Here is a 26,938-nt window from a genome sequence, read left to right on the forward strand (position 1 = left end):
CGGTAGATCGTGCGCGATCTTTAAACCTAGACTAGCATGCCCCTCCGGGTGTGTCGAGTGTACGAACACAACAGGAAGTCACCGGGAAGTTAGCGCGTGTGCGGGCGGTTCAAGCGGCGTTCCGCCTGGCGCTGCAGCGCTTCGAACGCCAGGCTCATGACCCAGTAGATGGCGGCCGCCGCCATGTACAACGGCAGCGGCTGAAAGGTGGTGGCAATCACTTCCTTGGTGGACAACATCAATTCCGTCATCGTGATCACGGATACCAGCGACGTATCCTTGATCAGGCTGATCAGGCTGTTGCTCATGGCGGGGACCGCCACCCGCAGCGCCTGCGGCATGACCACGTGCACCAGCGTGTCGCGGTAACCCAGCCCCAGCGAATAACTGGCCCACCACTGGCCGCGCGCCACCGACGCGATCGCGCCGCGCAAGCTTTCCGACAGATACGCGCCCGCGTTCAGGCTCAGCGCCAGGATACCGGCGGTCACCGGCGTGAATTCAATGCCGATGCCGGGCAAGCCGTAATAAATCACGAACAATTGCACCAGCAGCGGCGTGCCCCGCATCAGGCTGACATAAATCGCGGCCGGCCATGACAGCAGGCGCCACGGCAGGATGCGCAGCACGGCGACCGGGAAGCCGATCAGCAAACCGCCCGCCATCGCCGCCATGGCGAACACCAGCGTATAGCCGGCGCCCTTCAGCATGACGGGGGCCGCTTCCTGCAACAGCGTCAGGAGATCCACTAGGGCGCCTTGCTGACGTCCGTGCCGAACCACTTGACGGCAATGGCTTTCAGGCTGCCGTCCGCCGCCGCCTCGGCCAGCGCTTTATTGATCGCGGCCTTGAATTCCGGGTTGCCCTTCTTGATCGGGATGGCCGCGCGTTCCACCGTGCCGACCTTGGCGCCGGCGCGGATCGGCAAATCCGATGTTTTCAGCAGGTAAGCCGTCATCAGGCTGTCGTTCAGCGCCGCATCGATCCGGCCCACGGACAAATCGCGCAGGTTTTCCGGCGCGGCCGGGTAACTGCGCACGTCGATGCCGCCCGCCGCCTTGGCTTGCTGCTCGAACACGCTGCCCTGCCCCACGCCGACTTTCTTGCCTTTCAGGTCGGCCAGCGAAGCATAGACCGCCTTGTCGTCGCGGCGCTGGATCAGCTGCGGCGCGGAATACGTATAGGGCGTGGAAAAGTCGAACGCCAGTTCCCGCTTGGGCTGGACCGTCACCTGCGCCACGATCACGTCATATTTGCCGCTGGCCAGTCCCGCCAGAATGCTGGCCCATTCGGTCGTCACGAATTCCGGTTTCAGCCCCAGCTTGCCGGCCACCAGTTTCGCCACGTCGACGTCATAGCCCTGCAACTCGCCGGTCTTGGCATCCTTGTAGTTAAACGGCGGATACGTGCCTTCCGTGGCGATTTTCAAGGTGCCCCGGGCCTTGACGGTGGCCAGCAAATCGGCGGCGTGGACCTGGGAGGCGGCGGCCAGCAGCAGCGCGGCGGCCAGCTTGACGGTGGTGCGGCGGGACAGTGCCATGGATTTCCTTTACGTTAAAAGCGGGTGCGCTGGCCCCGCCCGAAATTGCGTCCAACCACGAGGATGGACGTGGCGATCAGGCCGGACAAGCCCATGATCAGTTGCACGAGCTTATCGTCCGGCAAAACCCACAGCGAACCCTTCGGCGGCTCCACCTGCCCGATGGCGACGATCAGCGGCGCGACCCATTCCGCCTCTTCCGTCACATCGAGGAGGATGGCGCCGTCCTGCGTGGTCTGCATGTAAATCTCGCCCCCTTCGGCCAGCGTGAAGCACACGCCATAGCCGGTTTCATGGGGAGCGATCAATTCCTGCATGGCGAGGTTGTGCTCGGCGATCCACAACTCGACATCGGCAGGGGTTTCCAGCGCCGTCCAGGGTACGGGACGGAAGCGCGGTGTTTCAGTGTGCTGCATGGTTTCCTGAAAGTACAAGTGAATCACGCAGTGTAAACCAATCGCCTGGCCAAATCACCCTTTCCACGTCCGCTTCAAGCCGGTATCGGCATGGATCCAGCCGCCCCGCGGACCGGAGCGGTAATAGAAGCCCACGCCGCCCTGGCGGAAACTGCGCACCAGTCCGCCCAGCACTTCTTCATTGAGGTTGGGGATGCGGATATCGGCCGCCTTGCCTTCCATGTGCAGCGACTGCCGCGCGGCGGGAATGCCCTGCTCGATCAGCTTGTTGTTGGAACTCCTGGTGCGGTAGCCGGACAGGATTTCCACCGGGCTTTCAATGCCGAAGCGCGCCACGAACGCCTGCGCGCCCCATAGGGTTTCCAGCAATTTCGGGTCGATCGGGGCAGTCTCCTTGCCATTCACGTCGCGCAGCAAGTGGCACAGTTCCTGATAGGCCGAATCAATGATTTCACCGTCTTTCCAATACAGCAGCCTGGTTTTTTCACCGCTGGCGGGACGGATCAGCTGGATCGTGCGGGGTTTCAGCCAGAATTCCAGGTCCAGCGATTGCGCGTCAAAAATGTCCGGCGGCGGCTCCAGGTCCTCGTCCGGAGCGGGTGTCATCTGCGCCAGTTGCACGGGCTTGTCCGCCCCTTTGACGGGCGCCTTGGAAGCGGGTTTCGGTGCGGCCTTGGCCTGCCGCACCGGTTCCGCGCGCGCGGCGCATCCCAGCAGCGGCGCACCGATGAAACTGGCGGCGGTCAGGCCCAAACCAGTCTGTAAGAAGTCTCTGCGCGTTGCCATACTTATTCCGATAAAACAATACCCTGTAACTATAGCTGATTAGCGGAGGGTGTTGAGAAACCGCTTTAAGTGAGCGTGGCAGGCTTAAGACGAAATTAAGGCAAGGCGACCGCCGCCAGCTCCGCCCCGGCGGCCGGCGGCGCCAGCGCCGGTTGCGGCACGTCCAGCAGCGTCCCCTGCGCCAGCAGCGGCGCCCCCGCCGCTTCCGCGATGCGGTGCAGCGCCTGCAGGGCGCCGACGGTGTCGAGGCGGCGGAATTCCGTGCGCACGCCGGCCTGGCGCGACTGCTCCAGCAGCGCCACGGTGGCGGCGTCGGCATCGATCGAGCCGCCAACGCCGCGCGCATCGAGCCGCAACACGTCCGGGCGCACCCGCTCCAGCAGCGCCGCGCCATCGCGCGCGCCGGACGCCTGCACGGCAAAGCGGAAACCGTTGCGGCGGTAATTGTCCGCCACATAATTGATCAGCCAGCCCTGCTGCGCCGTCACGGGCGGCAACAGCAGCACGATGCGGGCCAGCGGCAATTCCAGCGCATCGAGGATGCGGCGGAACGCGTAGCCGTGGTTGCTGGACACGGCGCTCAGCAGGCGGCTGTGCACGTTCAGGTACAGGTCCGTATCACCAGCGCCAACCGCCTCTTCCTGGCGGAAGAAGTTAATCGCATGCAGCATGCGGCACAAACGGTCCAGTTCCACGGATTCATCGTCGCTGGCGGCGCTGTCCAGCAACTTCCACAACGACAGCCCTTCGCCACCGCCCGCCGCGCTGCGCGCCAATCCTTCATAGGCAATCGCCGCGCCCTGCTGCAATTCCCGCACCGGCTGGAACGCGCTCGTCATCGTGCAATTGAAGAAGCGGCCCTGCGCGCGGCCAAGCGGGTCGAGCTGGATGCTGGTGTGGGATGCGCCGTCGCGGGACAGGCGGGACAGGTATTGGTTCAGGACGGGAAAGCTCATCTTGGTTGGCTCCAGGTTGCTGCAATGGCGACACCTTATCCCAGCCGTTGTCGCGGCAAAACGAATGGTTTTTTCCATGTGTATTCGTTTTATGCATATGGCATCACCTATCGCATTACACATATGCATATAGAAAAACATTCGTTCCCCCGCTTTGCCACCGCCGTTATCGTGGACTCATCGTTATTTTTCTTGCGGTGTCACCATGTGCCAGCTCCTCGGAATGAACAGCAACCAGCCTGCCGACTTGCGCTTTTCCTTTGCGGGATTTGCCGAACGGGGCGGCCGCACCGGGGAACACAAGGATGGCTGGGGCATCGCCTTCCATACCCGCCGCGGCGTGCGCCTGTTCCGCGACCAGCGCGCCACCATCGAGTCGCCGCTGGCCGAGCAAATGAAACAGCGCCGCATCAAGGCCAGCAACGTGGTGGCGCACATCCGCAAGGCCACGCAAGGCCGCATCGCCCAGGAAAACTGCCACCCGTTCACCCGCACCTTGTGGGGCCGCACGTGGTCGTTTGCCCACAATGGCGATTTGAAAGGGTTTTATCCGGATGCCGGCCTGTATGACGTGGAAGGCGACACCGACAGCGAACGGGCGTTTTGCCACCTGCTGTCCGGCCTGGCCGACCGCTTTGCCACGCAGCCGGGACGGCGCGCCTTGTATGTGGCGGTGTCGGAACTGGCGGCGGAGATCGCCGTGCACGGTGTGTTCAATTTCCTGCTGTCCGATGGCGAGACCCTGCTGGCGCACTGCTCGACGCAATTGCACTACGTGTCGCGCGCCTATCCGTTTGCCCAGGCCAGCCTGATCGATTGCGAACGCAGCATCGACCTGAGCCGGCACAACGGCCCGGACGACCGCATGGCGGTGATCGCCACCCAGCCGCTGACCAGCGATGAAACGTGGCACGCGTTCGTGCCGGGAGAACTGAAGATGTTTGCCGACGGCCATGCCATCGATGCGGCCAGCCTGAGCTATCACGCCCATGGCCGCGACAGCGCCGCCTGCGCGTGCGCCGCCTGAACGGTCCTTGCAACGTTAAGCCGCGACCGCGTTCATGCCGATGGAAATGCGCGGCGCCGACACCGGGTGCGGTTCCACGTGGTGTTCCAGCCAGTTCGGGAACACCAGCATCTGGCCCAGCGCCGGCTGCGCGGCGGTCAGCCCGCCGCCATTGAAACCCCGCCCCGCCACCTGCCCCAGCTTGACGGCGGGACGCGGGTCGTGGAACAGCACGGGATTCGACCCTTCCGGCACCTGGATATAAAACGCGGCCGACAGCAGGCGGTTCGGATGCATGTGCTGCATATTGAATCCCCCCTCCTCATGCAGGTTGACCCAGCCTTCGACGCGGAAGCGGATCGCGCCCGGCAACTGCATTTCCTGCAAGACCTGGCCAAACACGGTTTGCGCCGCCACGTGCAGCGGCTCGAACGCCGGCTGTTGCAGCAGCGTGGTGTCGCTGTTCCAGCCACGGCGGATGGTGCGGCCGGCCGGCTGAGGCTGCGCCGCGCGCAATTGCCGGATCACGTCCAGCCACAGGGGGAAATACGGTTGAAGGTAAGCGAGGTCGAATGACCAGATCGTGGTCGGGAAAATATCCTGGCGGCTGACGGCGATTTCAGGCATGCGAACCTTTCAATTGTTTTTGTATGTCAGTTCGAATTGCAGCTACAGAAGCGCTTGCGCGGTTTCGCGTCGTCGCCGTCCGTGGGCGCGGCGCCGCCGTCGAGTTGCTTCCAAAAGAAAGTCGTATCGACGCCGTACGGCGAACGCACCTGGCCGGCGCGGGTGTAGCCGAAACGCGCAAAAAAGCCTTCGCCCGTGGCCGTGCTGTGCAATTGCAGTGCTTTCACGCCCCAGCCGCATGCGACTTCTTCCATGCGCGCCAGCAGCGCCTTGCCCAGGCCCTGGCCGCGCGCTTCCGGCAACAGGTAGCACAGCGCCAGCTTGCCGGCGCCCGTCAGCAGCGCCACGCCGACAACATTGCCGTCCTGCAGCGCCACCAGCGAATGATTGGTGGGCGACTGGAACCAGCTGGCCACCATTTGCGGGGTTTTATTGCCGAGCCACGCGCCCAGGATGGCGGGGTCATTGTTGTGGTCGAGGACACAGCATTCGGCGATGGAGCGCCGTAAAACATTGCATGCCGCAGCAGCGTCGCCAGATGCAGCAATACGAATTTCAAGACTCATGTGTACTCACAAAATAATGCCGATCACCCCGGCGCCGGCGGCTTGCCACCGGCACACAGCGCGACTATACACCAGCCAGAAAAAGCTCGTGTCGCGTGCCGTGCGTTTTGCTTTGCCTCGAAATCGTGATTTATATATTACGAAAAATTCGTATCTTTTCCGGCGCGAATTATAGACCATGCCTATATGTTTTTCACAACAGGAACAAAGCCCCCATGACACAGAAAAGTAATAAGCGCCGTACCCTGATCGCGACCGCCCTGGTCGCCGCCGCCCTGCCATTTGCGACGCCATCGTTTGCGGCGGACACGGCCATCCTGAATGTGTCGTATGACGTCATGCGCGAAGTATTCAAGGACATCAATCCGGCGTTTATCGCGGACTACAAGAAGAAAACGGGCGAGACCGTGACTGTCAACCAGTCGCATGGCGGCTCGTCGAAACAGGCGCGCTCCGTGGCCGATGGCCTGGAAGCATCGGTGGTGACGTTGAACCAGGCCAACGACGTGGACTTGCTGGCCGACCGTGGCCTGGTGGCGGCCGACTGGAAAGCCAAATTCCCGCACAACGCAGCGCCGTTCTATTCCACCGTGATTTACCTGGTCCGCAAGGGCAATCCTAAAAACATCAAGGACTGGGCCGACCTGGCCAAGCCGGACGTGAAAGTCATCATCCCGAACCCGAAAACCTCGGGCAACGGCCGCTACTCGTACCTGGCCGCGTGGGGCTCGGTGTTGAAAAAAGGCGGCACGGAAGCGCAGGCGCGCGACCTGGTGGGCAAGATCTTCAAGAATGTGCCCGTGATGGATACCGGCGGCCGCGCCGCCACCACCACGTTCGCGCAGCGCCAGATCGGCGACGTGCTGGTGACGTTTGAAAATGAAGTATTCCTCGTCAAGGATGAATTCGGCGACCAGTTCGACATCGTCTATCCACCGACGTCGGTGCTGGCGGAATCGCCCGTGGCCATCGTCGATAAGGTCGTCGACAAGCGCAACCTGCGCAAACCCGCGACGGCTTACCTGAACTTCCTGTATTCGGACGCCGGCCAGGAAATCCTGGCCAAACACTTCCTGCGTCCCCGTTCGGAAGCCGTGGCGAAAAAGTACGCGGCCAGCTTCAAGCCGATCACCTTGCAAAGCGTCGATGAAGTATTCGGCGGCTGGCGTGCAGTGCAGAAAAAACACTTCGACGACGGCGGCGAATTCGACAAGATTTACAGCGCCAAATAAGCGCAAAATAAGTCATTTCGCCACACACCAGCCCCGCAAGCCCCGCACTGCGGGGCTTTTTTGCATTTCAGCGACGGATACGGCTGACATTCCATGGACGAGCTTGCTGATTTCCTGTATCTTCGTAGGTGGGGAAATATTGCCGTATAGATATTGTGCAGTGCACTAGCAACGCGCTTTTTTACGATACGCAGCCGATTTTCCAACCTCCCAATTTCGAATTAACATGATCAAGAAAACAGTAGCCGCCCTGCTGATGTCCTTGAGCGCCGCCGCTATGGCGTTGCCGCTCGGCTCGCAAAATGTGCTGGTGGTCGAAGACGACACCGGCAAAATCCTGCTTGAAAAAAACGCCACCGCCCAGGTGCCCATCGCTTCGCTGACCAAGCTGATGACGGCCATGGTGGTGCTGGACGCCAAACAGGACATGAATGAAGTCATCAACATCGACCGCTCCGATGTCGACATGCTCAAGCACAGCCAGTCGCGCGTACCGGTCGGCGCCGCGATTTCGCGCGCCGACGTGCTGCAACTGGCGCTGATGTCGTCCGATAACCGCGCGGCCGCCGCGCTGGCCCGCACCTATCCAGGCGGCCAGCCTGCCTTCAAGCGCGCCGTCGACCTGAAAATCAAGTCGCTGGGCCTGACCAACACGGTCATCGAAGAACCGACCGGCCTGTCGCCGCACAACGTGTCGACCGCCGCCGACCTGGTGAAAATGGCCAACGCGGCCGCCAAATACGACGTCATCCGCGAGATTTCCACCGACAGCAAGGACGTCATCAAGATCAACGGCCGCAAGGTCGAATACCACAACACCAACCGCCTGGTGGGCGCCAAGGGCTGGGACATCGGCATGTCCAAGACCGGTTACACGGAAGAAGCGGGCCGCTGCCTGATCATGCGCATCAAATCGGCCGGCCGCAACGCCACCATGGTGCTGCTGAACGCGGGCGCCAGTTCTGCGCGCCTGATGGATGCGCTGAAGATCCGCAAGTTTATTTCCGGCGATGAGGACAAGCCGGTGAAACCCGTGAAGCAAAGCTTGCGAAAGAAAGCACCGGCATCGAAAACCGCCGCCAAGCGCCGCCGCGCCGCCTGACGCCGCTTCGCCATGTCATAGGGGCGTCCAGTTATGGTTAATCCCTATCACCCGCCCAAGGCATCGCTGGCGCATGCGGAGACACCGGCGTCAACGGAGCAACGCGCAGGCTTTCCATTTGCCTTGCTGGGACGGTGGATCATTTCGTTGCTGATTGTCGCTTACGGAACCGTTCGCCTGGTCGAACTGGCCAGCGCGTGGGAATGGCTCGCGGACCGGGCGATCATCGATATCGCATCCAACCCATATATCCGTCTGGCGGCCGACTCCTGCCTCGTGCTCACCGGGTTGCTCCTGTGGCGCCGCTCAAAGTTCGTCTTTATCCCGCTGCTCGGCCACGTCGCCATCTTCCTGTGGTTTGTCTTTGGTTTCGGCCCTGTTCCGCACCTGCCAGGCTCGGTTTTCCTCATGTGGGCAGGACAATCGGCGGTTGCCGGATTTTGCGCATGGCTGTTCGTCAAGGAGCGCCTTCGCTAAATAGCTAAGGCGGCGGCGAATCTCCTTTACGCCGCGCAAGGCACCGCCGGTCACACCCCCACAGCTGCGGCAAAACGCTATTGTCTTTACGCCATTGCCAGGCATGCAGCCAGTACTCGTGACTATTCCGGCGTATCCAAATATCGCGCCACGGGTTGCGCACGGTGCCGGTCACCACGCGGCACCATTCGCGTGGCGTCATGTGACCGCCGCCATACATCAACTTGTCGCCTTGAATCATTGCGTAATAATCCTTTCCTTTGAAGCGCAGGCGTAGCTCGGTACCATGTGGCAAGAACAAATCTTTCCACTGGTAGCCCTTGGCAAACGGCGTCCCCCTGCGATCCTGAAGCCAATTCCGCACCAGCATGGCGATGATTTCTTCCGGCTGGCGGCAATCATTCGCCTTCCGAAGTTCGTACTGAAGTTCGAAGGATAGCGGGCCTAATACCCTCTCAGTGAATGCCTCGTTCGTACTCATGATGCCTCCTTTTGCCCCATCGCATATAGACTCAGACCACTCGGCTCGGCATAAGTTCCCCCGGAGACGCAAGGCAAAACGAGGCGGCACAAGTACAAAGGAGGCAGTTGCCAGGAGCACAGTCAACGCCTCGCGGCTGATGGGATTGCATTGGTAATTGGCTTACCACCTGAACAATTACAATTTCTGCGGCCAAGCTTTGTGCGCGATATCGTGCCGCTCGGACGTTGCAAATACGAAGAAGATGCCAATCCCCTAAAAAAATGGGGAAAGCCGTTAACGCAGGCTTTTCAAGAATATCTGGCCAATGTCCGGAAACAATCTGGCAGTGAGGACCCGCCCTAGCCCCTTCATAGGGGCTGCCTCCTTCGTACTCTTGATGCCTCCTTTTGCCTCGTAGTCCAGAGCCCCGCAGTACACTGCTCCGGGCAAGCCCGCTCTCGAAGCGGAGACCGACAAGCCACATTGCCGATATGTTGCAAGGCAAAACGAGGCACTACGAGTACGAAGGAGGCAATCATTATGGAGGTGGACAGCCCCGCAACCGGGATTGCGGCCTCACCCCACCAACCCCCGCAAGCCGCTGGCCCGGTGCGTTCTCACCGTCGCCGCCTCGTCCAGCACCCCGGCCACCGGCGTGGCCAGCGTGAAGTGCGTGCGGGCGCGCGTGATGCCGGTGTAGACCAGCTCGCGCGCCAGCACCGCGCTGGCCGACGTCGGCAGCACCATCACCGTGTGCGCAAATTCCGAGCCCTGCGATTTGTGGACCGTCATGGCAAACGCGGTCTCCACGTTGCGCAGGCGCGTGGCCAGCACGCTGCGGATGGCCGGGCCTTCGCTGAAATACACGCGCAGGGAACCCGGCCGCATCGGGTCCGGCAACGTCAGGCCAATGTCGCCGTTGAACACGCCCGTGGCGTAATCGTTGCGCGTCACCATCACGGGGCGCCCCACATACCATTCGCCGCGGCGGCGCAGCAAGCCCGCCGCCTCCAGCCTGGCGGCAATCGCGTCGTTCAGGCCGGCGACGCCCCACTCCCCTTCGCGCACCGCGCACAGGATGCGGAACGATTCGAACGCCGAGAGCACGTCGCGCACCCACGCTTCGTGGCGCAGCGTATCCTGCGACAGCGCCGCGCCATCGTCGATGCCCGCGATCATGCGGCGCAGGTAGTGCTGGTAGCCGCCTTCCGCGCGCGGCCGTCCTTCCAGCGCCAGTTGCAGCACTTGACCATGGTGGGCGGGATCGATCCACGCCAGCTGGCCGCTGTCATCGCCACGCAAGACGTCGCGCACGCGCGCCACGTCGCCCGCATTGACGGCCAGCGCCAGTTGCCCGATCGCGCCGCCAAAGCGCATGCTCTTGCGCAGCATCACCGTTTGCTGGGCCAGCGGTCCGCCGTCCCCCACAAACGCTTCCGGCAGCGCGATCCCCGCCGCGTCGCGCAGGTAGGCGGCGGTCGCGGCGCTGTAGCCGCCGCTTTCCGCGTCATGGCACATGTCGCCCAGCACCGCGCCGGCTTCCACGGACGCCAGTTGATCCTTGTCGCCCAGCAGTACCAGCCGCGCATGGGGCGGCAGCGCGTCCAGCAATGACGCCATCATTTCCAGGTGCACCATCGACGCCTCGTCGACGATCAAGACGTCGACATCGAGCGGATTGCCCTTGTGGTGCACGAAGTTGCGCGTATCGGGACGCGCGCCCAGCAGGCTGTGCAAAGTGCGCGCCGCGCCCATGCGGGCCGCCAGTTCCGGTAAATTCAAATCCGGCACCAGCGCGGACAAGGCGCCCAGCGCCTGGTCGATCGATTGCTTCAACCGCGCGGCGGCCTTGCCGGTCGGCGCGGCCAGCGCGATGCGGATACCTCCGCCCGCCGCAGGCGGCAAGGCGGACGCCGCGGGCAAGCGCTCCATACCCGCCGTGGCGAACAGCAGTGCCAGCAGCCGTGCCACCGTATATGTCTTGCCGGTGCCGGGACCGCCCGTGATGATGCCCAGGTCGGCCCGCACCGCCACCGCGCACGCGGCCTTTTGCCAGTCCGTGTCGCCTTCGGCCGCCGGCGGGAACAGGATGTCCAGCCAATGCCGCACGCGTCCCGCATCGATGGCCCGCTGCCGCAGCGCGCGGGCCCGCACCGCGTGCGCCACGGCGGTTTCGTCGCGCCAGTAGCGGCGCAGGTACAGGCGGTCGCCATCGAGCACCAGCGGCTGGCCGAAATCCAGGTCGGCGGCGGGCCACACCTGTTCGCACTGATACAAGTGCGCGCGCCATGCGGTCGCGGATTTCGGCAGCGGCGCGGCGGACGCGCGCAACGCCTGCCAGTCTTCCTCGCTCCAGCCCAGCATGGAACGCACCGGCGGGCTGGCGCCGGCCAGGTCGGCCAGCATCAGGCAACTGTGGCCACGTCCTTCCAGTTCCGACAGCAAGACGCACGCCAGCAACAGCGGCGGCCGGGCCGGACCCAGCGTGGCGACAAAGCGGGCAAACGCGCCGGACAGGCGGCGCAACTGCCCCGCTTCCGTCAAGACATCGATTTGCGCCAGCAACGCTTGCTGCTCCGGGTCTGGCGTGGTGGTGGAAGTCAACACCATCAATTTTCCTCGTTGAATAATGCGTCCAGCCCGTCCAGCAGCCCGGGTTCCGGCGCCAGCACGCAGCAGCCGCGCGTCTGCGCATGGCCGATACCGCGCAGGAAGAAGAACATCGCGCCGCCCAGCTGTGCGGCCGGATCGTACGCCTCCCCCAGCCGCGAGCGCAGCAGGCGGTGCAGCGCCAGCATGTACAGCGCGCCCTGGATGTCATAGCGGTGCTCCGCCATGCCGATTGCCAGCGCTTTCGCGTGATACGCGCTGTCGTTGCCGCCCAGCGCGTTGGATTTGTAGTCCAGCACCCAGTAGCGCCCTTCGTGCTCGAACACCAGGTCCATGAACCCTTTCAGCATGCCGTGCAGGCGCCGTTCCGGCAGCGCGGGACGCGGCAGGCCGGGCAACACGAGGCGGCGGCACAGCCGGTCCAGCGCGCCGCTCGACAGCCGCTCGCTGGGGAACCAGAATTCCAGTTCCGGCAGCGCGCCGTGCAGCGCGGACAATGGCGCGCCCAGCGCCGGCAGCGGCGTGGTCGCCACCGCGCGCAGCCATGCCAGCGCATCGTCCTGGCGGTTGGCCCATCCCGCGCGCTCGATGCGGCGCAACAGGCGCGTATCGAATTGTGGATCGTCCACCGTGGCAAAGCCTTCGTGGGCCATCCACTCCAGCTGTTCGTGCAGGAAGTTGCCGGGCACGGAACCGCGGGGGAAACGGTGCCACGGCTCGTCGGCAATGCGCTGCATGGCGTCGGCCAACGCCTGCTGTTCCAGCAATTTGGCTTGCAGCGCCGTGCGGGGCACGCGTGCATCGCCGGCCGCCATGCCAGCCGGCGCCGGAGCTGCAGCACGCTCGTCCCACCCGGCAAACGCCACATTGTCCGCAGCCAGATCGGACGCGAACAAATGCGACATATCTTGCGGATTGCGCCTGGTCAGCGACGTGAAACTGCCGACCGACCAGTCCCGCTCGAAGTCGCCGTCGTAGCGGCGCGCCGCCACCAGCGGCGCCTGCAAGTCCTCTCGCTGCAGCAGCGTGACAGAATCGGGCGCTTCCAGCCTGTCGATCGCGATCGCATCACAGCCGCCCTTCACCTGTTCCCAGCGCAGCGCCAGGCCGGACGCGGGCAACGCTTCACCGCCCGTCAGCAGGTAGCCCAGCGCGGATTCATGCAGCGTATTGCTTCCTTCCTTGCGGGCCGCCAGCGCCGCCACGCCCAGCCACAGGAAATGGCGGGGCCGCGTCAGCGCCACGTACAGCAGGCGCAAATCCTCGGCCAGCCGCGCCTCTTCCACCGCCTCCAGCGCGGCATCGGACAGCGCCATGTCGACGTGGCGCGTCCCCGTCCCATCGGTGAATTCAAGGAAGCTGCGGTTGCGCTTGTCCGCCTTGCGCGCCGTGACGGCAAACGGTAAATACACCAGCGGATATTCCAGCCCCTTGGACTTGTGCACGGTGACGACTTTCACCAGTTCCGCGTCGGATTCCAGCCGCAGCACGCGCTCGTCGCCGCTGTCGCCGCCCGCTTCGATCTGTTCGGCCAGCCAGCGGATCAGCGCCTGTTCGCCATCAAGCTGGCGGCTGGCCGTTTGCAGCAATTCCGCCAGGTGCAGCAAGTTGGTCAGGCGCCGCTCGCCGCCCGCCTGCGCCAGCAGCGCCGACGGCAATCCCAGTTCGTGGATGAAGCGGCGCAGCATGGCCAGCACGCCCTGGCGCTGCCATACCAGGTGCAATGTCTTCAATTGTTCGACCCGCTGTTCCCACGCCAGTTCGTCGGCCGACAAACGCGCCAGTTCCGCCAGCGGCAAGCCCGCCGTACGCGTGGCGAAAGCGGCGCGCGCCAGGGCGCCATCGAGCGGGTTGGCCATCGCCGTCAGCCAGCGCAGCACGTCGGCCGCCTCTTCGCTGTCGATGACGGAATCCTTGTCCGACAAATACACGCTGGCGATGCGCCGGCGCGCCAGCGCGTGGCGGATCGCGGACGCTTCCTTGCGGTCGCGCACCAGCACGGCGATATCGGCCGGCTGCAACCGTTTGAATCCACCGTCGCCGCCGGCAAAGCCCGCCCGCTCGTCGTTGAGCAGGCCGGCGATGTGTTCGGCGCAGTGGTGCGCAAAGAACGCGCGGTAATCATCCTTCTTGATGCCGTCCGCTTCCGTGCACGACACAACCAGCGCCGCCAGCGGCCCGCCGGCGCCCACCAGCCGTTCCTTGCGGCCATTGGCGTCCACCGCGTCGAACGGCAGCGGATTGACGCCTTCGGCGCGGAAGCGGAACGCGCCCCTGGCATGGCCGTCGCGTCCATTGCCCCCTTCCGCGTGCAGGAATACCTGGTTGACGGCAGCCACCAGCGCGGCCGTCGAGCGGAAGTTGGTGCCCAGCACATAATGGCGGCCTTCGGTGGCGCGCCGCGCAGCCAGGTAACTGTGGATGTCGGCGCCGCGGAAGCCGTAAATCGATTGCTTGGGGTCGCCGATCAGGAACAATCCCAGCGCCCGGTCATTGGCGTCGACCTGGTACAGCAAGTCGAAGATACGGTACTGGTTCGGCGCCGTATCCTGGAATTCGTCGACCAGCGCCACCGGGTACTGGTCGATGATGCGCTGGCGCAGCGCCCCGCCGTTGTCGCCTTGCAGCGCTTGCCGCAGGCGGTCCAGCATGTCGGCGAAACCGAACTGGCGCGCGTTGCGCTTGAGCTCTTCCATGCGCCGCGCAATGGCCAGCGCCGCGTGGCGGTACAGCGCGTGCTTCAGCGGTTCGAGTTCTTCCAGCGCCGCCCGCAAGCGTGGCACTTCGTCGAAATCGGCGGGAATCGCGGGCGTATAGTCTTTGGCGCACGCATCGAGCAAGCCGTCCGGCGCCAACCGGTTCCATGCTGTCTGGTTCAAGTCCGGGTGCAGCTGGTGGTCGTCCTGCGCCCAGTTGCGCAGCGCATCGAACCATTTCGCCACGGATTCCGGTTTCATTTTCGCGCCGTGGAAGCACTTGGGCGCCGCTTCCCGCTCCCCGCTGATCCACTGTTCCATGCGGTTGGCGCGCCCGCTCCAGCCTTCCTTGAGTTCCAGCACGCGCGAACGCTGGAAACGCTGCAGGCGCCCGATCAGCGCCCCCAGCTTTTCGCCACCGCCTTCATTGCCACCTTCATTGCCGCGCTCCAGCCAGTCGCGCCGCGCCGCCAGTTCGCGCACGGACGCCTTCAATTGCCCGACATCGGCCCAGCACTCCAGCAGCGGCTCCAGCAGCTTCGCGTCGAGCGGATACACTTGCTGGCGCCAGTAATCGTGCGCCGCATCCTCGAACAGCGCCGCCTCGTCGCTGACCAGTTCCTCGTCGAACAGGCTGCCGCTGTCGAACGCGTGTTCGCGCAGCATGCGCTGGCACCACGCGTCGATGGTGAAGATCGCCGCTTCATCCATGGTTTCCGCCGCCAGCATCAGGCGGTGCGCGGCCTGGTTGCGCGCCGCGTCGTCCGGATAGGATTCCAGCAGCGCGTCCAGGTACGAGTCGGCCTTCGCGCTTTCGCCACGGAAGTACGCGGCCGCCTCGATCAGCCGTTCGCGCACGCGGTTCGACAGCTCACGCGTGGCGGCGCGGGTAAACGTCATCACGAGGATGTCGGATGGCAGCAGCGGCCTGGCATAGCCATCGTCGCCGCCATGGCCCAGCACCAGCCGCACGTACAGCGCGGCGATGGTCCAGGTCTTGCCGGTGCCGGCCGACGCTTCGATCAGGCGCGAGCCGTGCAGGGGGAAGGTCAGCGGTCGCAACAGGTTGCTCATACCTGCTCCCCGAACGGCGTCATCGTCACGTGCTGCGCGATCCAGTCCGCCAGCGGCCCATACAGCCGCTCGGCGCACGGCAGCCAGTCCGGCTCCTGCGCCAGCGCGGCAAAGTCCGGCCACAGGCGCGCCAGGCACAGGTCCGTGACTTCGCCGTCGCGGTTGTAGTCGCCGTCATAGATGGCGCGCGCGTCGCCGTCGCCCAGGTGCGCCAGCGCCGTGCGGCACGCCACGGGTAACGGCCGGTCCATGCCCTCGCGCCACAAGGCCACCAGTTCGGCCAGTTGTTCGCGCGCCGCGCCCGGCTCCAGCGGCGCGAAATGCGCCACCACGTCGCGCGCCACTAGGATGCCCGCCACCGGGACTCCCTGCGCGGCGGCGGCCAGCTGGCGCAGCCAGACGGCGATCAGCTTGTCGCCGCGCGGCGCGCCGTTGCGGTCCGCCACGCGCGACGCCAGTTGCATCAGCCACACGGTGTCCGTGCCATTGGTGCGCAACTGGTCGACCCAGTCTTCCAGCGGCGTTTCGTCCAATTCGCAGCCAAGCCGCAGGCTGACCGCCAGCTTGGCCGCGGCCAGCGGATAGCGGGCGCGCTGGCGCAGCCATTCCGTGCGCACCGGCACCAGCTCGTCGACCAGCACACGCTGCACATGCTTGCCCGGCAAGCCGATCGGCAGCAAGCCTTCCCGTTCCAGCCGTTCCGCGCGCGCCACCAGCCGTTCCCGCACTTCGGCCACGGGTTCCGGTTCGCCGCTGTCGTCCAGCATCTTGCCTTCCAGGCCGAAGCGCTCCAGCGCATCGAGCGCGAACGGTTCTTCATCCTCGCCCACCAGCACGGCGTCGCCAAACACCACGCCGAGACGCTGGCGGAAGAAATAGCGCACCGGCTGCCGGATGAAACTGGCCAGCATGCCCAGGCGCAGGCGGAAACCCTCTTCCGGCTCATACGGCGGCAACGTCACGCCATCCCCTGGCGCAGCCTCGGCCGGCGCCAAGCCGCCGTCGCCGTGCGCTTCGCGCCATTCCGCCGCGTAGGTCGGCAGGCCGCCTTCCTCGAAATAGCGGCGCGAGAACGGCTGCAGCGCGTGTTCCGTGGTCCTGTGCGACAAATCCAGGCCCCAGCCCGCGTGCAGGTAGTCGCGCAACTGCGACACCAGCACGGACGGCGGCTGTTCGCTGTTGTCGCGCACATTGCGGCCGACCCAGCTCACGTACAGTTTGTCGCGCGCCGCCAGCAGCGCTTCCAGCATCAGGTAGCGGTCGTCGTCGCGCCGCGAGCGGTCGCCGGGACGCGCCATGCCGGGCAGCGCCAGCAAGTCGAAATCGGCCTTGTGTGCGCGGCGCGGGAAGTCGCCGTCATTCATGCCCAGCAGGCACACCACGCGGAACGGCACGGCGCGCATCGGCATCAACGTGCAGAAGGTGACGCCGCCCGATACGAACTGGTGGTCCAGTGTCGGCTCGTCGAGCGCCCCCAGCCACGATTCGCGCAGCACGGCCAGCGGCACGGGTTCGTCAAAGCCCGCGCCGTCGCAGATTTCCAGCCAGCGGTTCAGGGTTTCGTGCAATTGCGCCAGGGTCAGGCGGTCGTCTTCGCCGGACGCCGTGAAGAACGTGTCGAGCAGCGCGCGCGCCTGCTCGCCCCACTCGGCCGGCGTGCGCGGCACGGCCAGGATGGCGCGCCACGCCAGCAGCGCTTCCACCAGTTGCGCCAGCGACCCGGCCAGCGCCGCATCGAGCCCGCCCACTTCGCCATATGCTTCGATGCCGCTGTAGGTCACCTCGTCGCCACCGGCATAGCCCAGCAGCATGCGGCGCAGGCCGAATATCCACGCATTCTGTTCGCCGGCCGGCGCCAGTCCCAGGCCGGCGCGGTGCGGCTGGTCCAGGCCCCAGCGCACGCCGGCCCCCTCGATCCACACCCCCAGGGTCGGCAAATCGTCTTCCTGCAAGCCGAAGCGCTGCGCCAGCGCGGGCACGTCCAGCAAATCGCGCACTTCGCTCTGGCGGCAGCGCTGCTGCGGCAGGCGCAGCAGCCATTCCAGCGCCACCAGCAGCGGATTGACGCTGCGGTCATTGACGTCGCCAATGGCGAACGGGATATGGCGAGGATCGCTCTTGCGGTGCTGGCCGAAGACCGCGTGGATCGCCGCCGTGAACACATCGATGTCCGGCACCATCACCACCACATCGCGCGGGCGCAGCGGACGGCCGCTGCGCTGGCCTTCGGCGAACATGGCCAGCAGCCGGTCGTGCAGCACTTCCACTTCGCGCTGCACGCTGTGCGTGATGTGGAATTCAATTGACAGGTCGTCGTCGTCGGGCGGGACGTGCGGATGTTCGCCTGGCGGCAGCAGGTCGCGCACGGCGGCCTGCACCTGCTCCAGCAGGGTGCCTCCCTCTTCCTCGCCAAACAGGTCGACGCGCATGGGCGCCGCGCCGTCGTCCTCGCCGCGCGCCTGGCTGGCTTCGTCGAATTCATCGAGCATGCGGATGAAGTCGCGGCCCTGCCGCCCCCAGCTGGCCAGCAGCGGGTGGCTGTGGGCATGCAATTCCTCCAGCGGGATCTGCGCCAGGTCGACGCCGTTCTTCAATTGCTGCCGCTTGCGGGCGGCGCGCAGCAGGTCGCGGCCGTCGATGATGTCGCCCCAGTGGTAGCGGCACGGATTCGGCACGGCCAGCAGCACTTGCGTGTGCCGCGCCAGCGCGGCCAGCGCCTGCAGCACCTGGTATGGCAATGACGAGATGCCGAACACCACGAGGCGGCGCGGCAGCGGGCCGCGCGGCGCATCGCCCCGCTCCACCGCCTGCACGAAGCGCGTGTGCACGCTGGCGCGGCCCAGCAGGCGCTCCGGTTCCGGCACACTGGCCATCACGGCCCGCCACAGCGCGCCTTGCCAGCGCTGGTCCGGCGCCAGCGCGACCGTTTCGCCACGCGCGCTGCGCAGCACATCGCGTCCGGCCGCCCAGTCTTCCAGCCAGTCGGCACGGTACACCTGGTACTGGTCGTACAGGTCGGCCAGCCTTGTCGCCAGTTGCAACCGCCGCTCCGGGCAGCCGTCGCCGAGGAAATGGCGCAGCGGCGCAAACACGTCGTCGGCCAGCAACGCCGGCAGCAGCCGCATCAGGCGCCATGTCAGCGGGCCCTTGTCGAACGCGGAAATCGGCGGCACGCTGTCGCGGCCCAGCATGGCGCGATAGGCTTCCCACAACTGGCGCGCGGGCAGCCGCAATTGTGTGGCGGCGCAAATGCCGGTTTCCTCGGCCAGCGCGATTTTCAGCCATTCGGCCACGCCGTTCGATTGCACCAGGAACGTGTCGGTCTCCAGCGGCCCCAATGGATGGCTTTGCAGCCAGCCGAAGACGGCGGCCCGCAACTGTTCCAGTTGGTTGCCATGCAAGATCAGGAGACCGGGAGTAATAGGCATGGATTCAGCGGTGCGTGTGGCAAAGCGCCATTATCGCCGCTGGGGGCGCGGACGGCCAGCGGCTGTGGCGAGGATGTCGCTACCCCGCCGCGTGCGCATCGAGTTCTTGCGCAATATGCCCCTGCAAGTGGTCCAGCATCGGCTGCATTTGCGCCACGATGTAGCGGGCACTGGCCGGTTCGGCGTCCGGCTTCAAATGTTCCAGCGCCAGGCACAGTTCGCCGAAATGCATGGCGCCCACGGCCCGCGCCGACGACTTGATGCGATGGCCCAGTTCCGACAGGCGCGCCATGTCGCCCTGCGCCAGCGCTTCGTTGACTTCCACCATGCCGTCGCGCGCCGAGTCGAGGAACATGACCGCGTACTTGCGCATTTTTTCCGGCTTGTTATTGAAGGTCTGCGCCAGCGCGCTGATATCGAACATTTCCGCGGCAGCGATCTGCACACCGGGATGCGAAGGCGCAGCCGCCGCATCCTGCGCCGCCGGCGGGACACCGGAGGCATCGGCCTGGCCAGCCGGTGGCGCTGCCACGGGGGCCGGGAACGGGTCGATGCCGGCAGCGGCCGACACGGTCGGCCGGCTGCCCAGGCGGGGCGGCCGCCCTTCGCCCGCCCGCTTGTTCATCCAGCGCGACAGCACGGTGAACAGCAGGTTGGGCGCGATCGGCTTGGTGATGAACTCATCCATGCCGGCCGCGATGCAGCGCGCCTGGTCGTCGCGTCCCGCGTTGGCCGTCATGGCGATCACCAGGGTGCCGGCCAGGCGCGGATGGGCGCGGATCAGCCGCGTCGCCTCATAGCCATCCATGACCGGCATTTGCACGTCCATCAGCACGCAGTCGAAGTGCTCTTTCAACAGCAAATCGATGGCTTCCTTGCCATTGTTGGCAATGCACACCATGGCGCCCGCGTCTTCCAGCAATTCCTGTCCCACCTGCTGGCTGAAGATATTGTCTTCCACCAGCAGGATCGCCGCGCCCTTGAACGATTCCATGACTTCCGGCTCCAACACCTTGGCCACGCCCGCTTCCAGCAAGTTCGTGCCTTTCACCAGGCGCGCCGTGAACCAGAACGTGCTGCCCAGGCCTTCCACGCTGTCGACCCCGACGGTGCCGCCCATCAGTTCGGCCAGTTGCTTGGAAATCACCAGGCCCAGGCCCGTGCCGCCGTATTTGCGGGTGGTCGACGTGTCGCCCTGCTGGAACGACTGGAACAGGGTTGCCATCTGGCTCTTGCTCATGCCGATGCCGTTATCCTGCACTTCGAAGCGCACCAGGCAGTAATTGTCGCGGTCTTCCACGGGACGGGCGCGGATATGGATCTTGCCGTTTTCGGAAAACTTGATGGCGTTGCTGGTGAAGTTCAACATCACTTGCTCCAGCCGCAGCGGATCGCCCCGCAATTGCTGCGGCATGCCGGGCCAGATTTCAAACACCAGTTCCAGGTTCTTGCGCGCCGCGCTTTCACTGAGCTGGTTCGCGACGTTGGCCATCAAGGTATTGAGCGAGAAATCAAGCACTTCCAGTTCCAGCTTGCCCGCTTCGATCTTGGAAAAGTCCAGGATGTCATTGATGATGCCCAGCAAATGCTGGCCGGAGTGGAAAATCTTTTGCAGGTAATCGCGCTGCTTGGGGTTGGTCACGGATTTCAGCGCCAGGTGCGCCATGCCGATGATGCTGTTCATCGGCGTGCGGATTTCATGGCTCATATTCGACAGGAAATCGCTCTTGGCCTGGTTGGCGGCTTGCGCCTGCTCTTTCAGGTTGTGCAATTCCGTGATGTCGGTGGCCAGTGAAATCACGGCTGCCACTTCCTTGTCGATGCGCACCGGCGCGTTCACGGACCACAGGTGGTGCACGGCGCCGCGCGGGTCGACATACCGCTCTTCGCCGGCCCGTTTCAATCCGTCGGCAAACACGCGCCGCTCTTCTTCCCACGCGGCATCCGCCTCCGGCTGCGGCATCAGTTCATGGTCGCTGCGGCCGACGATCTGGTCCACGGGACGGCCCATGACTTCCGCCATCTTGGCGTTGGCATAAATATAACGGCGGTTCTGGTCTTTCATGAACACACGCGCATCGATGTTGTTCAGCACACTGTCCAGCAACTGGCGCTGTTCCACGGCGCTGCGGCGCGAGAAATACAAGGTCAGCAGGTAGCTGTAAATCAGCATGGTGCCGACAAAGCCGATCGCCAGCGCGATCCACGGGAAATACGCATCGAGGCCCGTGTGCATATCGGTTTTCTTCACGCGGAACAGCGCCTTCCACAGCGTGCCGTTGAAATCGATCGGCAACACGGTTTCCAGGTAATCGTCGGGGTCGCCCGGCGCCGCGGGCGCGTCTTCGATCGAGCCGTTGTCGTTGTACAGCAGGCGGTCGCTTTTCTCGATGGCCAGGCGGCGCTTCTCCACATCGGTGGAACTGTCCGCATACAGCAGCATGTGCACCTGGCGCATCGCCATCTCGTCGATGGCGCCCTGCACCAGCTTCGACACGGAAAAGCCGATGCCCACCGTGCCGACATAAGCGGCGCGGCGGCTGGCCACGTCATTGATGGGCATGCCGCGCCGGTAGACCGGCAGGCGCATCCCCAGGCCGATGTGCGGCACCGGCTTCTTGACCAGGATGGGCTGGCCCGAGGCGCTGACCTGCCCGGTATCGCGCGACTGCTCCAGCGCCCGCGCAATGGCCGGCGTGGCGGCGATGTCAACGCCGAACCGTTCCTTGACGATGTCCATCGGTTCCATGTACAGCATCACCGTGTAATTGCCGCTGGGACCAGGCTTCTTGATATCGAAATTCGGATAGCCCGCCGGATCCAGGCTCTTGTCCGCCCGCACGGACGCGACAAAGGCGGCGCGCTCGGCTTCCGTCACGGGCACGGCGTAATTCAGGGCTTCGATCGCGGGGAAATGCAGCGGCAGATTCAGGCTGCTGACGTATTGGTGAAATTGCAGGCGGGTCAGGTTGTCCGTGGTCTGGAACAGCGCGACCAGGCCGCGCACCACATCGGAATACGACTTGACGCGGGCGGAAATGCTGTATTGCGTGCTGCGCGCCAGGTTGTCGAAGCGCTGGCGGTCGTCTTCCTCGACAAAGCGGGCGGCGTTGACATACAGGACCATGCCGATGGCGGCCGACAGCGACAAACCTATGCCCCAGAGCAAGGTCCGCAGGTTGAGCAAGCTCGCAAGCCAGGCACCCAGTTTACGCATCGGCAATCACACCACGCCAAGAGAAGTTTTGCATTGCAGCAGCATACTATTAAACACCCTGACCAACCAGAATTAATGCCCGGACGCCGTAGGGCGGCGCGCGACGGGCCGCATCATACACCGGGTGGGCAATAAATTAGTTGCAACAATGCGAAACGGTGGTGGAAAACCGCCATGGGCCGGCCAGTTCGACCGTTATATTTTCACAATATCAATTTCAGCAAAGCACCATCAGAAATGATATAGACGACGCCCTCGGCACCGGCCAGTCCCCAGATCCGCCCCAGGCTGTCCAAAGCAATGCCTTCGGAGCCCAGCTTGCCCGCCACGGTCGCCACCGCGCCGTCCCGCGCAATGCGGCGCACCGTATAACCGCCCTGTTCCGCCACATAGACATTGCCGGCGTGGTCCGTCGTGATATACCACGGTGAGCGCAGCGTGGCGCCGGCGCCATCGGTGTCGCCTGCAATCCCGGTACGTCCGGCAACCGTCGTTACCATGCCATCAACACCGATCTTGCGCACCGTGTGGTTGCCGGTGTCGGCCACATACAGGTTGCCTGCCCCATCCAGCGCTATCCCGCCCAGGCGGCCGAACGTGGCCGCCTCGCGCGGCCCGTCCCCATTGCCGAGCACACCCGGCACCCCCGCAAACAATTCCGGTTCACGTTCTTCACGGATGACATAGATGGCGCCCTGTCCCACTGTTGTAGCATAAATGGTACCGTCCCGTGCCACGGCGATGCCGCCATAATCCAGTCCGGCGGGAACGACCAGCACCCAGCCGTCCGGCGTGACTTTGTAGATGCCATGCTCCACCAGGTACGCATTGCCGGCCCCGTCCATGCCCATGGTGCGCGGCGACGGATTGCTGATGCTGCCGGCGCCATAGGCCCGCAGCGGCACCGTGACAAAGCGGCCCAGTGCATCGAGCCAGTGCAGCGCGGCATATCCCGCCACGTACAACTTGCCCGCCGGCCCGGCCGCCAGCGCGGCTGGCCCGAACGAAGGCAGCGCAATGCCATACTGCGACAGCGCGGGCGCCGCCAGCGGGCGGGGCGCCACCAGCGTCAAACCGCCGTCGCCGTGCAGCCGGTAAATCGCCGACAGCCCAGCGGAACGAACATGGTGTTCTTCATAATTGCGGTTGGCCATCAGTACGGCACCGTCGCGGTCCAGTGCCAGCGCGGTGTAGTTGTTGGCCAGGCTCACACGGTTGAACCGGGGCGGCGTGGTGACCACGCCCTCGGCGGAGATACGGCGCACCGTGTGGTAATCCACTACCGTCAGCGAGCCGTCCCGGTGGGTCACGATATCGCCCGGCCGCGCGAATTGCGCCTGTGCGCCGGCGCCGTCGATTTGGTCGCTGATGTCGGGATCCCACTGGTTGGTCTTGCCCGCCACGTGGCTTACCTGGCCATCGGTGCTAATTTTCAGCACCATTTGCAAATTCGCGTTCGTGATATACAGGTTCCCGGACAAGTCTGCCGCAATGGCGCGGATACCGCTGAGTGGTTTTGCCACCAGGCTGCCGTCGACAGGATTGTGCATTGGCGCGCCGACGGCCAGCGTAGCGATCATGCCGTCGGGCGCGACCTTGCGGATGGCGCCGCCCACCGCGTCCGCCACGTACAACACGCCATCCGGTCCGATGGCAAACCGGGCAGGCTGTTGCAAGCGGCCCACGCCCGGCGCCCCGTCCATGGCGCCGGCTTCGCCAGCCTTGCCGGCCATGGTCGTGACCATACCATCGGGTGCTATTCGCCGTATCGTGTGGTTGCCGGAATCGGCCACAAAAAGATTGCCGACGCTGTCGATCCGCAATCCCATAGGCGTATTGAAACGGGCCTGCCCGCCTTCGCCATCGCGGCTGCCGGCCTCGCCCGCCTTGCCGGCGACGGTGCTCACCATGCCATTCGGCGTGATGCGGCGTATCGTATGGTTGCCGGTATCGGCCACAAAAATATTGCCATAGGCATCGCCGGCCACGCCGTCCGGATCGCGGAAATGTGCAGCGAGCATATAGCCATCGGTATTGCCGTCACCGGATATGCTGCCGGCCATCAGGAAAACCTGTGCCGGTTGACCCGCCCCCGCTTTGGACGCGGCGGCAGTTGCTGCGCCGGGTACAGCGCCGCCCTGCGCCAGCGCGATACCCGGCGGCCCGCCCGCCCGGCCAGGCACTGAGTCGGCGTGTTGGCCGCAGCCCGTCAATGCCGCACCCAGCGCCAGCAGGCGCAACAACGAAAACGTGCGCGAAGCAGCGACTGGCATAAGGATTGTCTCCAAAGCAAGAATATGAAGCTCCCATCCTATGCGCGGCATCAAATAATTACAATTCAGTCAATTACTTGCAACATGCCACGTGTGGCTGCCCCGCTGTCTCCGCCGGTCACCACTATCCGGCCAGGCAAACCCGCCATCCGTGCCACAATAGTAAAAACGGAGACGCTTATGCATGTGACAGCGGAATACGACCCCTATCTGTGGCTGGAAGACGTGGCGGGCGATGCGCCGATGGACTGGGTGCGGCGCCAGGCGGACGCCGCCATCGCGGAACTGCACCGCCACCCGCAATTCGACGCCATCCATGGCCGGCTGCGCACGCTGCTCAATTCGCAGGACCGCATCCCCTACGTCACCGTGCACGGCGACTGGTATTACAACTTCTGGCGCGATGCGGGCCACGTGCGCGGCATCTGGCGGCGCACCACGCCCCAGCAATACCGCCAGGTGGAACCCGAATGGGAAACCATGATCGACCTCGACGCGCTGGCGGCCGTGGAAGATGAAAACTGGGTCTGGAGCGGCGCGGTGTTCCTGCACCACGGCGACCGCTGCCTGGTGTCGCTGTCGCGCGGCGGCGGCGATGCCCACGTGTTGCGCGAATACGACCTCGACGCAAAAGCCTTTGTCTCGGGCGGCTTCATGCTGCCGGAAGCGAAGAGCCAGGCGGCCTGGCGCGACCGCGACAGTCTGTTTGTCGCCACCGATTGCGGCCCCGGCAGCCTGACACAGTCGGGCTATCCGCGCACCGTGCGCGAATGGCGCCGCGGCACGGCGCTGGCCGACGCCCCCATCCTGTACCAAGCCGACGTGGACGACCTGGGCGTGGGCGCCTGCATGGATTTCACGCCGGGGCACCGGTTTGAATTCATCTGGCGCTCGATGACGTTTTATACCAACGAACTGTACCTGCGCGAAGGGAGCACACTGACGCGCGTGCCCAAGCCGGACGACGCCAACGCCTACACGGTGCGCGGCCAGCTGATCATCGAACTGCGCTCGGCTTGGCCTGTCGATGGCTTCGTGTATCCGCAAGGCGCGCTGCTGGCCACGGATTTCCGCGCTTTCCTGCGCGGCGAACGCAAGATGGCCGTGCTGTTCGAACCGTCGGCCACGTCGTCGCTGGACGGCGTCTGCGTGACCCGTTCCGCGCTGCTGCTCAATATCCTCGACAACGTCCACAGCCGCCTGCTGGAACTGACGCATACCGACCACGGATGGCGTGCGCGCGAAGTCGCCGTGCCGGCGCTGGGCTCGCTGGAAGCCACGCCGGTCGACGCCATCGACAGCGATGAATACTTCCTGACCCTGACGGACTTCCTGACGCCCACCACGCTGGCGCTGTGCCATGCGGGCAGCGACGAGCGCGTGACTCTGCGGGCCCTGCCCGCGTATTTCGATGCGCAGCCGTATGCGATACGGCAGTTCAGCGCCCGCTCGCGCGACGGCACGCAAGTGCCCTACTTTGCCGTGCTGCCGCGCACGGCGGCCGAACGGGGCCCGGAGCAACCGCTGCCGGCGCTGCTGTATGGTTATGGCGGCTTCGAGGTGCCGCTGAAGCCGTATTACAGCGGCGCGACCGGCGCCGGGTGGCTGGAACACGGCGGTATTTATTTGCTGGCCAATATCCGCGGCGGCGGAGAATTCGGCCCCCGCTGGCACCAGGCCGCGCTGAAGGAAAACCGGCAAAACGCGTTTGACGACTTCATTGCCGTGGCCGAAGACGCCATCGCGCGGGGATTCACCACGCCCGCGCAACTGGGCATTATGGGCGGCAGCAATGGCGGCCTGCTGGTGGGCGCCGTCATGGCGCAGCGGCCGGAGCTGTTCAATGCCGTGGTGTGCCAGGTGCCGCTGCTGGACATGCGGCGCTACCACAAGCTGCTGGCGGGCGCGTCCTGGATGGGCGAATACGGCGATCCGGACGATCCGTTGCAGTGGGATTACATTGCCCGCTATTCGCCCTACCACAACATCAGCGCACAACGCCGCTATCCCCGCGTGCTGCTGACCACGTCCACCCGCGACGACCGCGTCCACCCTGGCCATGCGCGCAAAATGGCAGCGCTGATGCAGGAACAGGGGCACGACGTGCTGTACTGGGAAAATACGGAAGGCGGCCATGCGGGCGCGGCCAACAATGACCAGCAGGCGCTGATGTGGGCACTGACCTATGCATTTCTGCTGCAACAACTAAAGTGCTGATTGAAATGTTAAATTAAATGTTGAGTTTACAACTCTTTCTTGCAATAATGTCTGAAATGCCACGGACAAACGGCCGTGACATTTGATTACTCCCTCTTCCGGCCCGCTGATAGCGGGCTTTTTTTTGGTTCTTCACGGATTGCCGGGATGAGCATGCCGTAAACGCAAGAGAGCAGTAAGGAAGAGTTATTGTGTTTGTGCGACCAAACCCAAAAACTAAACCACTGCTCTCATGGCAAATCATAGTCTCAG

The 26,938-nt window shown here is 64.6% G+C and carries 18 protein-coding genes; 5 read left to right on the top strand and 13 right to left on the bottom strand.

The features are described 5' to 3' along the window. Nucleotides 1–89: 89 nt before the first annotated feature. From GJ700_RS24265 to GJ700_RS24285, 5 genes are all read right to left on the bottom strand, one after another. Nucleotides 90–749 (bottom strand): amino acid ABC transporter permease, encoded by a 660-nt coding sequence (locus GJ700_RS24265; RefSeq protein ID WP_371868107.1) that lies wholly within the window; start codon nucleotides 747–749, stop codon nucleotides 90–92. Then, a complete protein-coding gene (locus GJ700_RS24270; protein ID WP_154378763.1) occupies nucleotides 749–1,540 on the bottom strand; it encodes a transporter substrate-binding domain-containing protein in 792 nt (263 codons plus the stop codon). The genes GJ700_RS24265 and GJ700_RS24270 overlap by 1 nt, the downstream gene beginning before the upstream one ends. A 14-nt stretch (nucleotides 1,541–1,554) precedes the next feature. Further along, entirely contained in the window at nucleotides 1,555–1,956 is a 402-nt protein-coding gene (locus GJ700_RS24275) for a hypothetical protein (RefSeq protein ID WP_154378765.1), read from the bottom strand. Nucleotides 1,957–2,010: 54 nt separating this feature from the next. Further along, nucleotides 2,011–2,742, bottom strand: a complete 732-nt coding sequence (locus GJ700_RS24280; RefSeq protein ID WP_443094167.1) for a YcbK family protein — start codon at nucleotides 2,740–2,742, stop codon at nucleotides 2,011–2,013. A 95-nt stretch (nucleotides 2,743–2,837) separates the two neighbouring features. Continuing rightward, a complete protein-coding gene (locus GJ700_RS24285) occupies nucleotides 2,838–3,698 on the bottom strand; it encodes an EAL domain-containing protein (protein ID WP_154378767.1) in 861 nt (286 codons plus the stop codon). Between the two features lie 205 nt (nucleotides 3,699–3,903). Here GJ700_RS24285 and GJ700_RS24290 point away from each other — a divergent pair, with 205 nt between their 5' ends. Then, nucleotides 3,904–4,725: a class II glutamine amidotransferase gene (locus GJ700_RS24290; RefSeq protein ID WP_154378769.1), complete on the top strand. Its 822-nt coding sequence runs from the start codon at nucleotides 3,904–3,906 to the stop codon at nucleotides 4,723–4,725. Nucleotides 4,726–4,740: 15 nt separating this feature from the next. Here GJ700_RS24290 and GJ700_RS24295 read toward each other — a convergent pair whose 3' ends face one another. Then, nucleotides 4,741–5,331, bottom strand: coding sequence for a TIGR02466 family protein (locus GJ700_RS24295; RefSeq protein WP_154378771.1), 591 nt, complete (start codon nucleotides 5,329–5,331; stop codon nucleotides 4,741–4,743). Between the two features lie 26 nt (nucleotides 5,332–5,357). Continuing rightward, complete coding sequence (locus GJ700_RS24300) at nucleotides 5,358–5,897, bottom strand: GNAT family N-acetyltransferase (RefSeq protein ID WP_154378773.1); 540 nt, start codon at nucleotides 5,895–5,897, stop codon at nucleotides 5,358–5,360. Nucleotides 5,898–6,112: 215 nt separating this feature from the next. On the opposite strand from GJ700_RS24300, the gene GJ700_RS24305 reads away from it, so the two are divergent. From GJ700_RS24305 to GJ700_RS24315, 3 genes are all read left to right on the top strand, one after another. Further along, nucleotides 6,113–7,129, top strand: a complete 1,017-nt coding sequence (locus GJ700_RS24305; RefSeq protein WP_154378775.1) for a sulfate ABC transporter substrate-binding protein — start codon at nucleotides 6,113–6,115, stop codon at nucleotides 7,127–7,129. 226 nt (nucleotides 7,130–7,355) lie between these two features. Then, a complete protein-coding gene (locus GJ700_RS24310; protein ID WP_154378777.1) occupies nucleotides 7,356–8,231 on the top strand; it encodes a serine hydrolase in 876 nt (291 codons plus the stop codon). Between the two features lie 33 nt (nucleotides 8,232–8,264). Further along, complete coding sequence (locus tag GJ700_RS24315) at nucleotides 8,265–8,708, top strand: hypothetical protein (protein WP_154378778.1); 444 nt, start codon at nucleotides 8,265–8,267, stop codon at nucleotides 8,706–8,708. A gap of 4 nt (nucleotides 8,709–8,712) precedes the next feature. Here GJ700_RS24315 and GJ700_RS24320 read toward each other — a convergent pair whose 3' ends face one another. From GJ700_RS24320 to GJ700_RS24345, 6 genes are all read right to left on the bottom strand, one after another. Beyond that, nucleotides 8,713–9,189, bottom strand: a complete 477-nt coding sequence (locus GJ700_RS24320; protein ID WP_154378780.1) for a hypothetical protein — start codon at nucleotides 9,187–9,189, stop codon at nucleotides 8,713–8,715. A 558-nt stretch (nucleotides 9,190–9,747) separates the two neighbouring features. After that, on the bottom strand, nucleotides 9,748–11,781 hold the full coding sequence (recD, locus tag GJ700_RS24325; protein ID WP_154378782.1) for an exodeoxyribonuclease V subunit alpha: 2,034 nt from the start codon (nucleotides 11,779–11,781) through the stop codon (nucleotides 9,748–9,750). Then, entirely contained in the window at nucleotides 11,781–15,551 is a 3,771-nt protein-coding gene (gene recB / locus GJ700_RS24330; protein ID WP_154378784.1) for an exodeoxyribonuclease V subunit beta, read from the bottom strand. Before recB ends, recD begins: the two co-directional genes overlap by 1 nt. Next, entirely contained in the window at nucleotides 15,548–18,979 is a 3,432-nt protein-coding gene (recC, locus tag GJ700_RS24335) for an exodeoxyribonuclease V subunit gamma (protein ID WP_154378786.1), read from the bottom strand. Before recC ends, recB begins: the two co-directional genes overlap by 4 nt. A 79-nt stretch (nucleotides 18,980–19,058) precedes the next feature. Continuing rightward, the gene (locus tag GJ700_RS24340; protein ID WP_154378788.1) at nucleotides 19,059–22,196 is read right to left on the bottom strand and encodes a CHASE domain-containing protein; all 3,138 of its coding nucleotides are present in this window, start codon (nucleotides 22,194–22,196) and stop codon (nucleotides 19,059–19,061) included. Nucleotides 22,197–22,399: 203 nt separating this feature from the next. After that, nucleotides 22,400–24,469 carry an NHL domain-containing protein gene (locus GJ700_RS24345; RefSeq protein WP_195763995.1) on the bottom strand — a complete coding sequence of 690 codons (2,070 nt, stop codon included), beginning with the start codon at nucleotides 24,467–24,469 and terminating at the stop codon, nucleotides 22,400–22,402. Nucleotides 24,470–24,649: 180 nt separating this feature from the next. On the opposite strand from GJ700_RS24345, the gene GJ700_RS24350 reads away from it, so the two are divergent. After that, nucleotides 24,650–26,686, top strand: a complete 2,037-nt coding sequence (locus tag GJ700_RS24350; protein ID WP_154378792.1) for a prolyl oligopeptidase family serine peptidase — start codon at nucleotides 24,650–24,652, stop codon at nucleotides 26,684–26,686. Nucleotides 26,687–26,938 lie beyond the last annotated feature (252 nt).

It is taken from the genome of Pseudoduganella rivuli, from assembly GCF_009674485.1.
Lineage (GTDB): Bacteria > Pseudomonadota > Gammaproteobacteria > Burkholderiales > Burkholderiaceae_D > Rugamonas > Rugamonas rivuli_B.

Bases quoted from the DNA above. Each gene is read 5' to 3' on its own strand.
- GJ700_RS24270 (WP_154378763.1), bottom strand. From the start codon at position 1,540: ATGGCACTGTCCCGCCGCACCACCGTCAAGCTGGCCGCCGCGCTGCTG.
- GJ700_RS24275 (WP_154378765.1), bottom strand. From the start codon at position 1,956: ATGCAGCACACTGAAACACCGCGCTTCCGTCCCGTACCCTGGACGGCG.
- GJ700_RS24280 (WP_443094167.1), bottom strand. From the start codon at position 2,742: ATGGCAACGCGCAGAGACTTCTTACAGACTGGTTTGGGCCTGACCGCC.
- GJ700_RS24285 (WP_154378767.1), bottom strand. From the start codon at position 3,698: ATGAGCTTTCCCGTCCTGAACCAATACCTGTCCCGCCTGTCCCGCGAC.
- GJ700_RS24290 (WP_154378769.1), top strand. From the start codon at position 3,904: ATGTGCCAGCTCCTCGGAATGAACAGCAACCAGCCTGCCGACTTGCGC.
- GJ700_RS24295 (WP_154378771.1), bottom strand. From the start codon at position 5,331: ATGCCTGAAATCGCCGTCAGCCGCCAGGATATTTTCCCGACCACGATC.
- GJ700_RS24300 (WP_154378773.1), bottom strand. From the start codon at position 5,897: ATGAGTCTTGAAATTCGTATTGCTGCATCTGGCGACGCTGCTGCGGCA.
- GJ700_RS24305 (WP_154378775.1), top strand. From the start codon at position 6,113: ATGACACAGAAAAGTAATAAGCGCCGTACCCTGATCGCGACCGCCCTG.
- GJ700_RS24310 (WP_154378777.1), top strand. From the start codon at position 7,356: ATGATCAAGAAAACAGTAGCCGCCCTGCTGATGTCCTTGAGCGCCGCC.
- GJ700_RS24315 (WP_154378778.1), top strand. From the start codon at position 8,265: ATGGTTAATCCCTATCACCCGCCCAAGGCATCGCTGGCGCATGCGGAG.
- GJ700_RS24320 (WP_154378780.1), bottom strand. From the start codon at position 9,189: ATGAGTACGAACGAGGCATTCACTGAGAGGGTATTAGGCCCGCTATCC.
- recD (WP_154378782.1), bottom strand. From the start codon at position 11,781: ATGGTGTTGACTTCCACCACCACGCCAGACCCGGAGCAGCAAGCGTTG.
- recB (WP_154378784.1), bottom strand. From the start codon at position 15,551: ATGAGCAACCTGTTGCGACCGCTGACCTTCCCCCTGCACGGCTCGCGC.
- recC (WP_154378786.1), bottom strand. From the start codon at position 18,979: ATGCCTATTACTCCCGGTCTCCTGATCTTGCATGGCAACCAACTGGAA.
- GJ700_RS24340 (WP_154378788.1), bottom strand. From the start codon at position 22,196: ATGCGTAAACTGGGTGCCTGGCTTGCGAGCTTGCTCAACCTGCGGACC.
- GJ700_RS24345 (WP_195763995.1), bottom strand. From the start codon at position 24,469: ATGCCAGTCGCTGCTTCGCGCACGTTTTCGTTGTTGCGCCTGCTGGCG.
- GJ700_RS24350 (WP_154378792.1), top strand. From the start codon at position 24,650: ATGCATGTGACAGCGGAATACGACCCCTATCTGTGGCTGGAAGACGTG.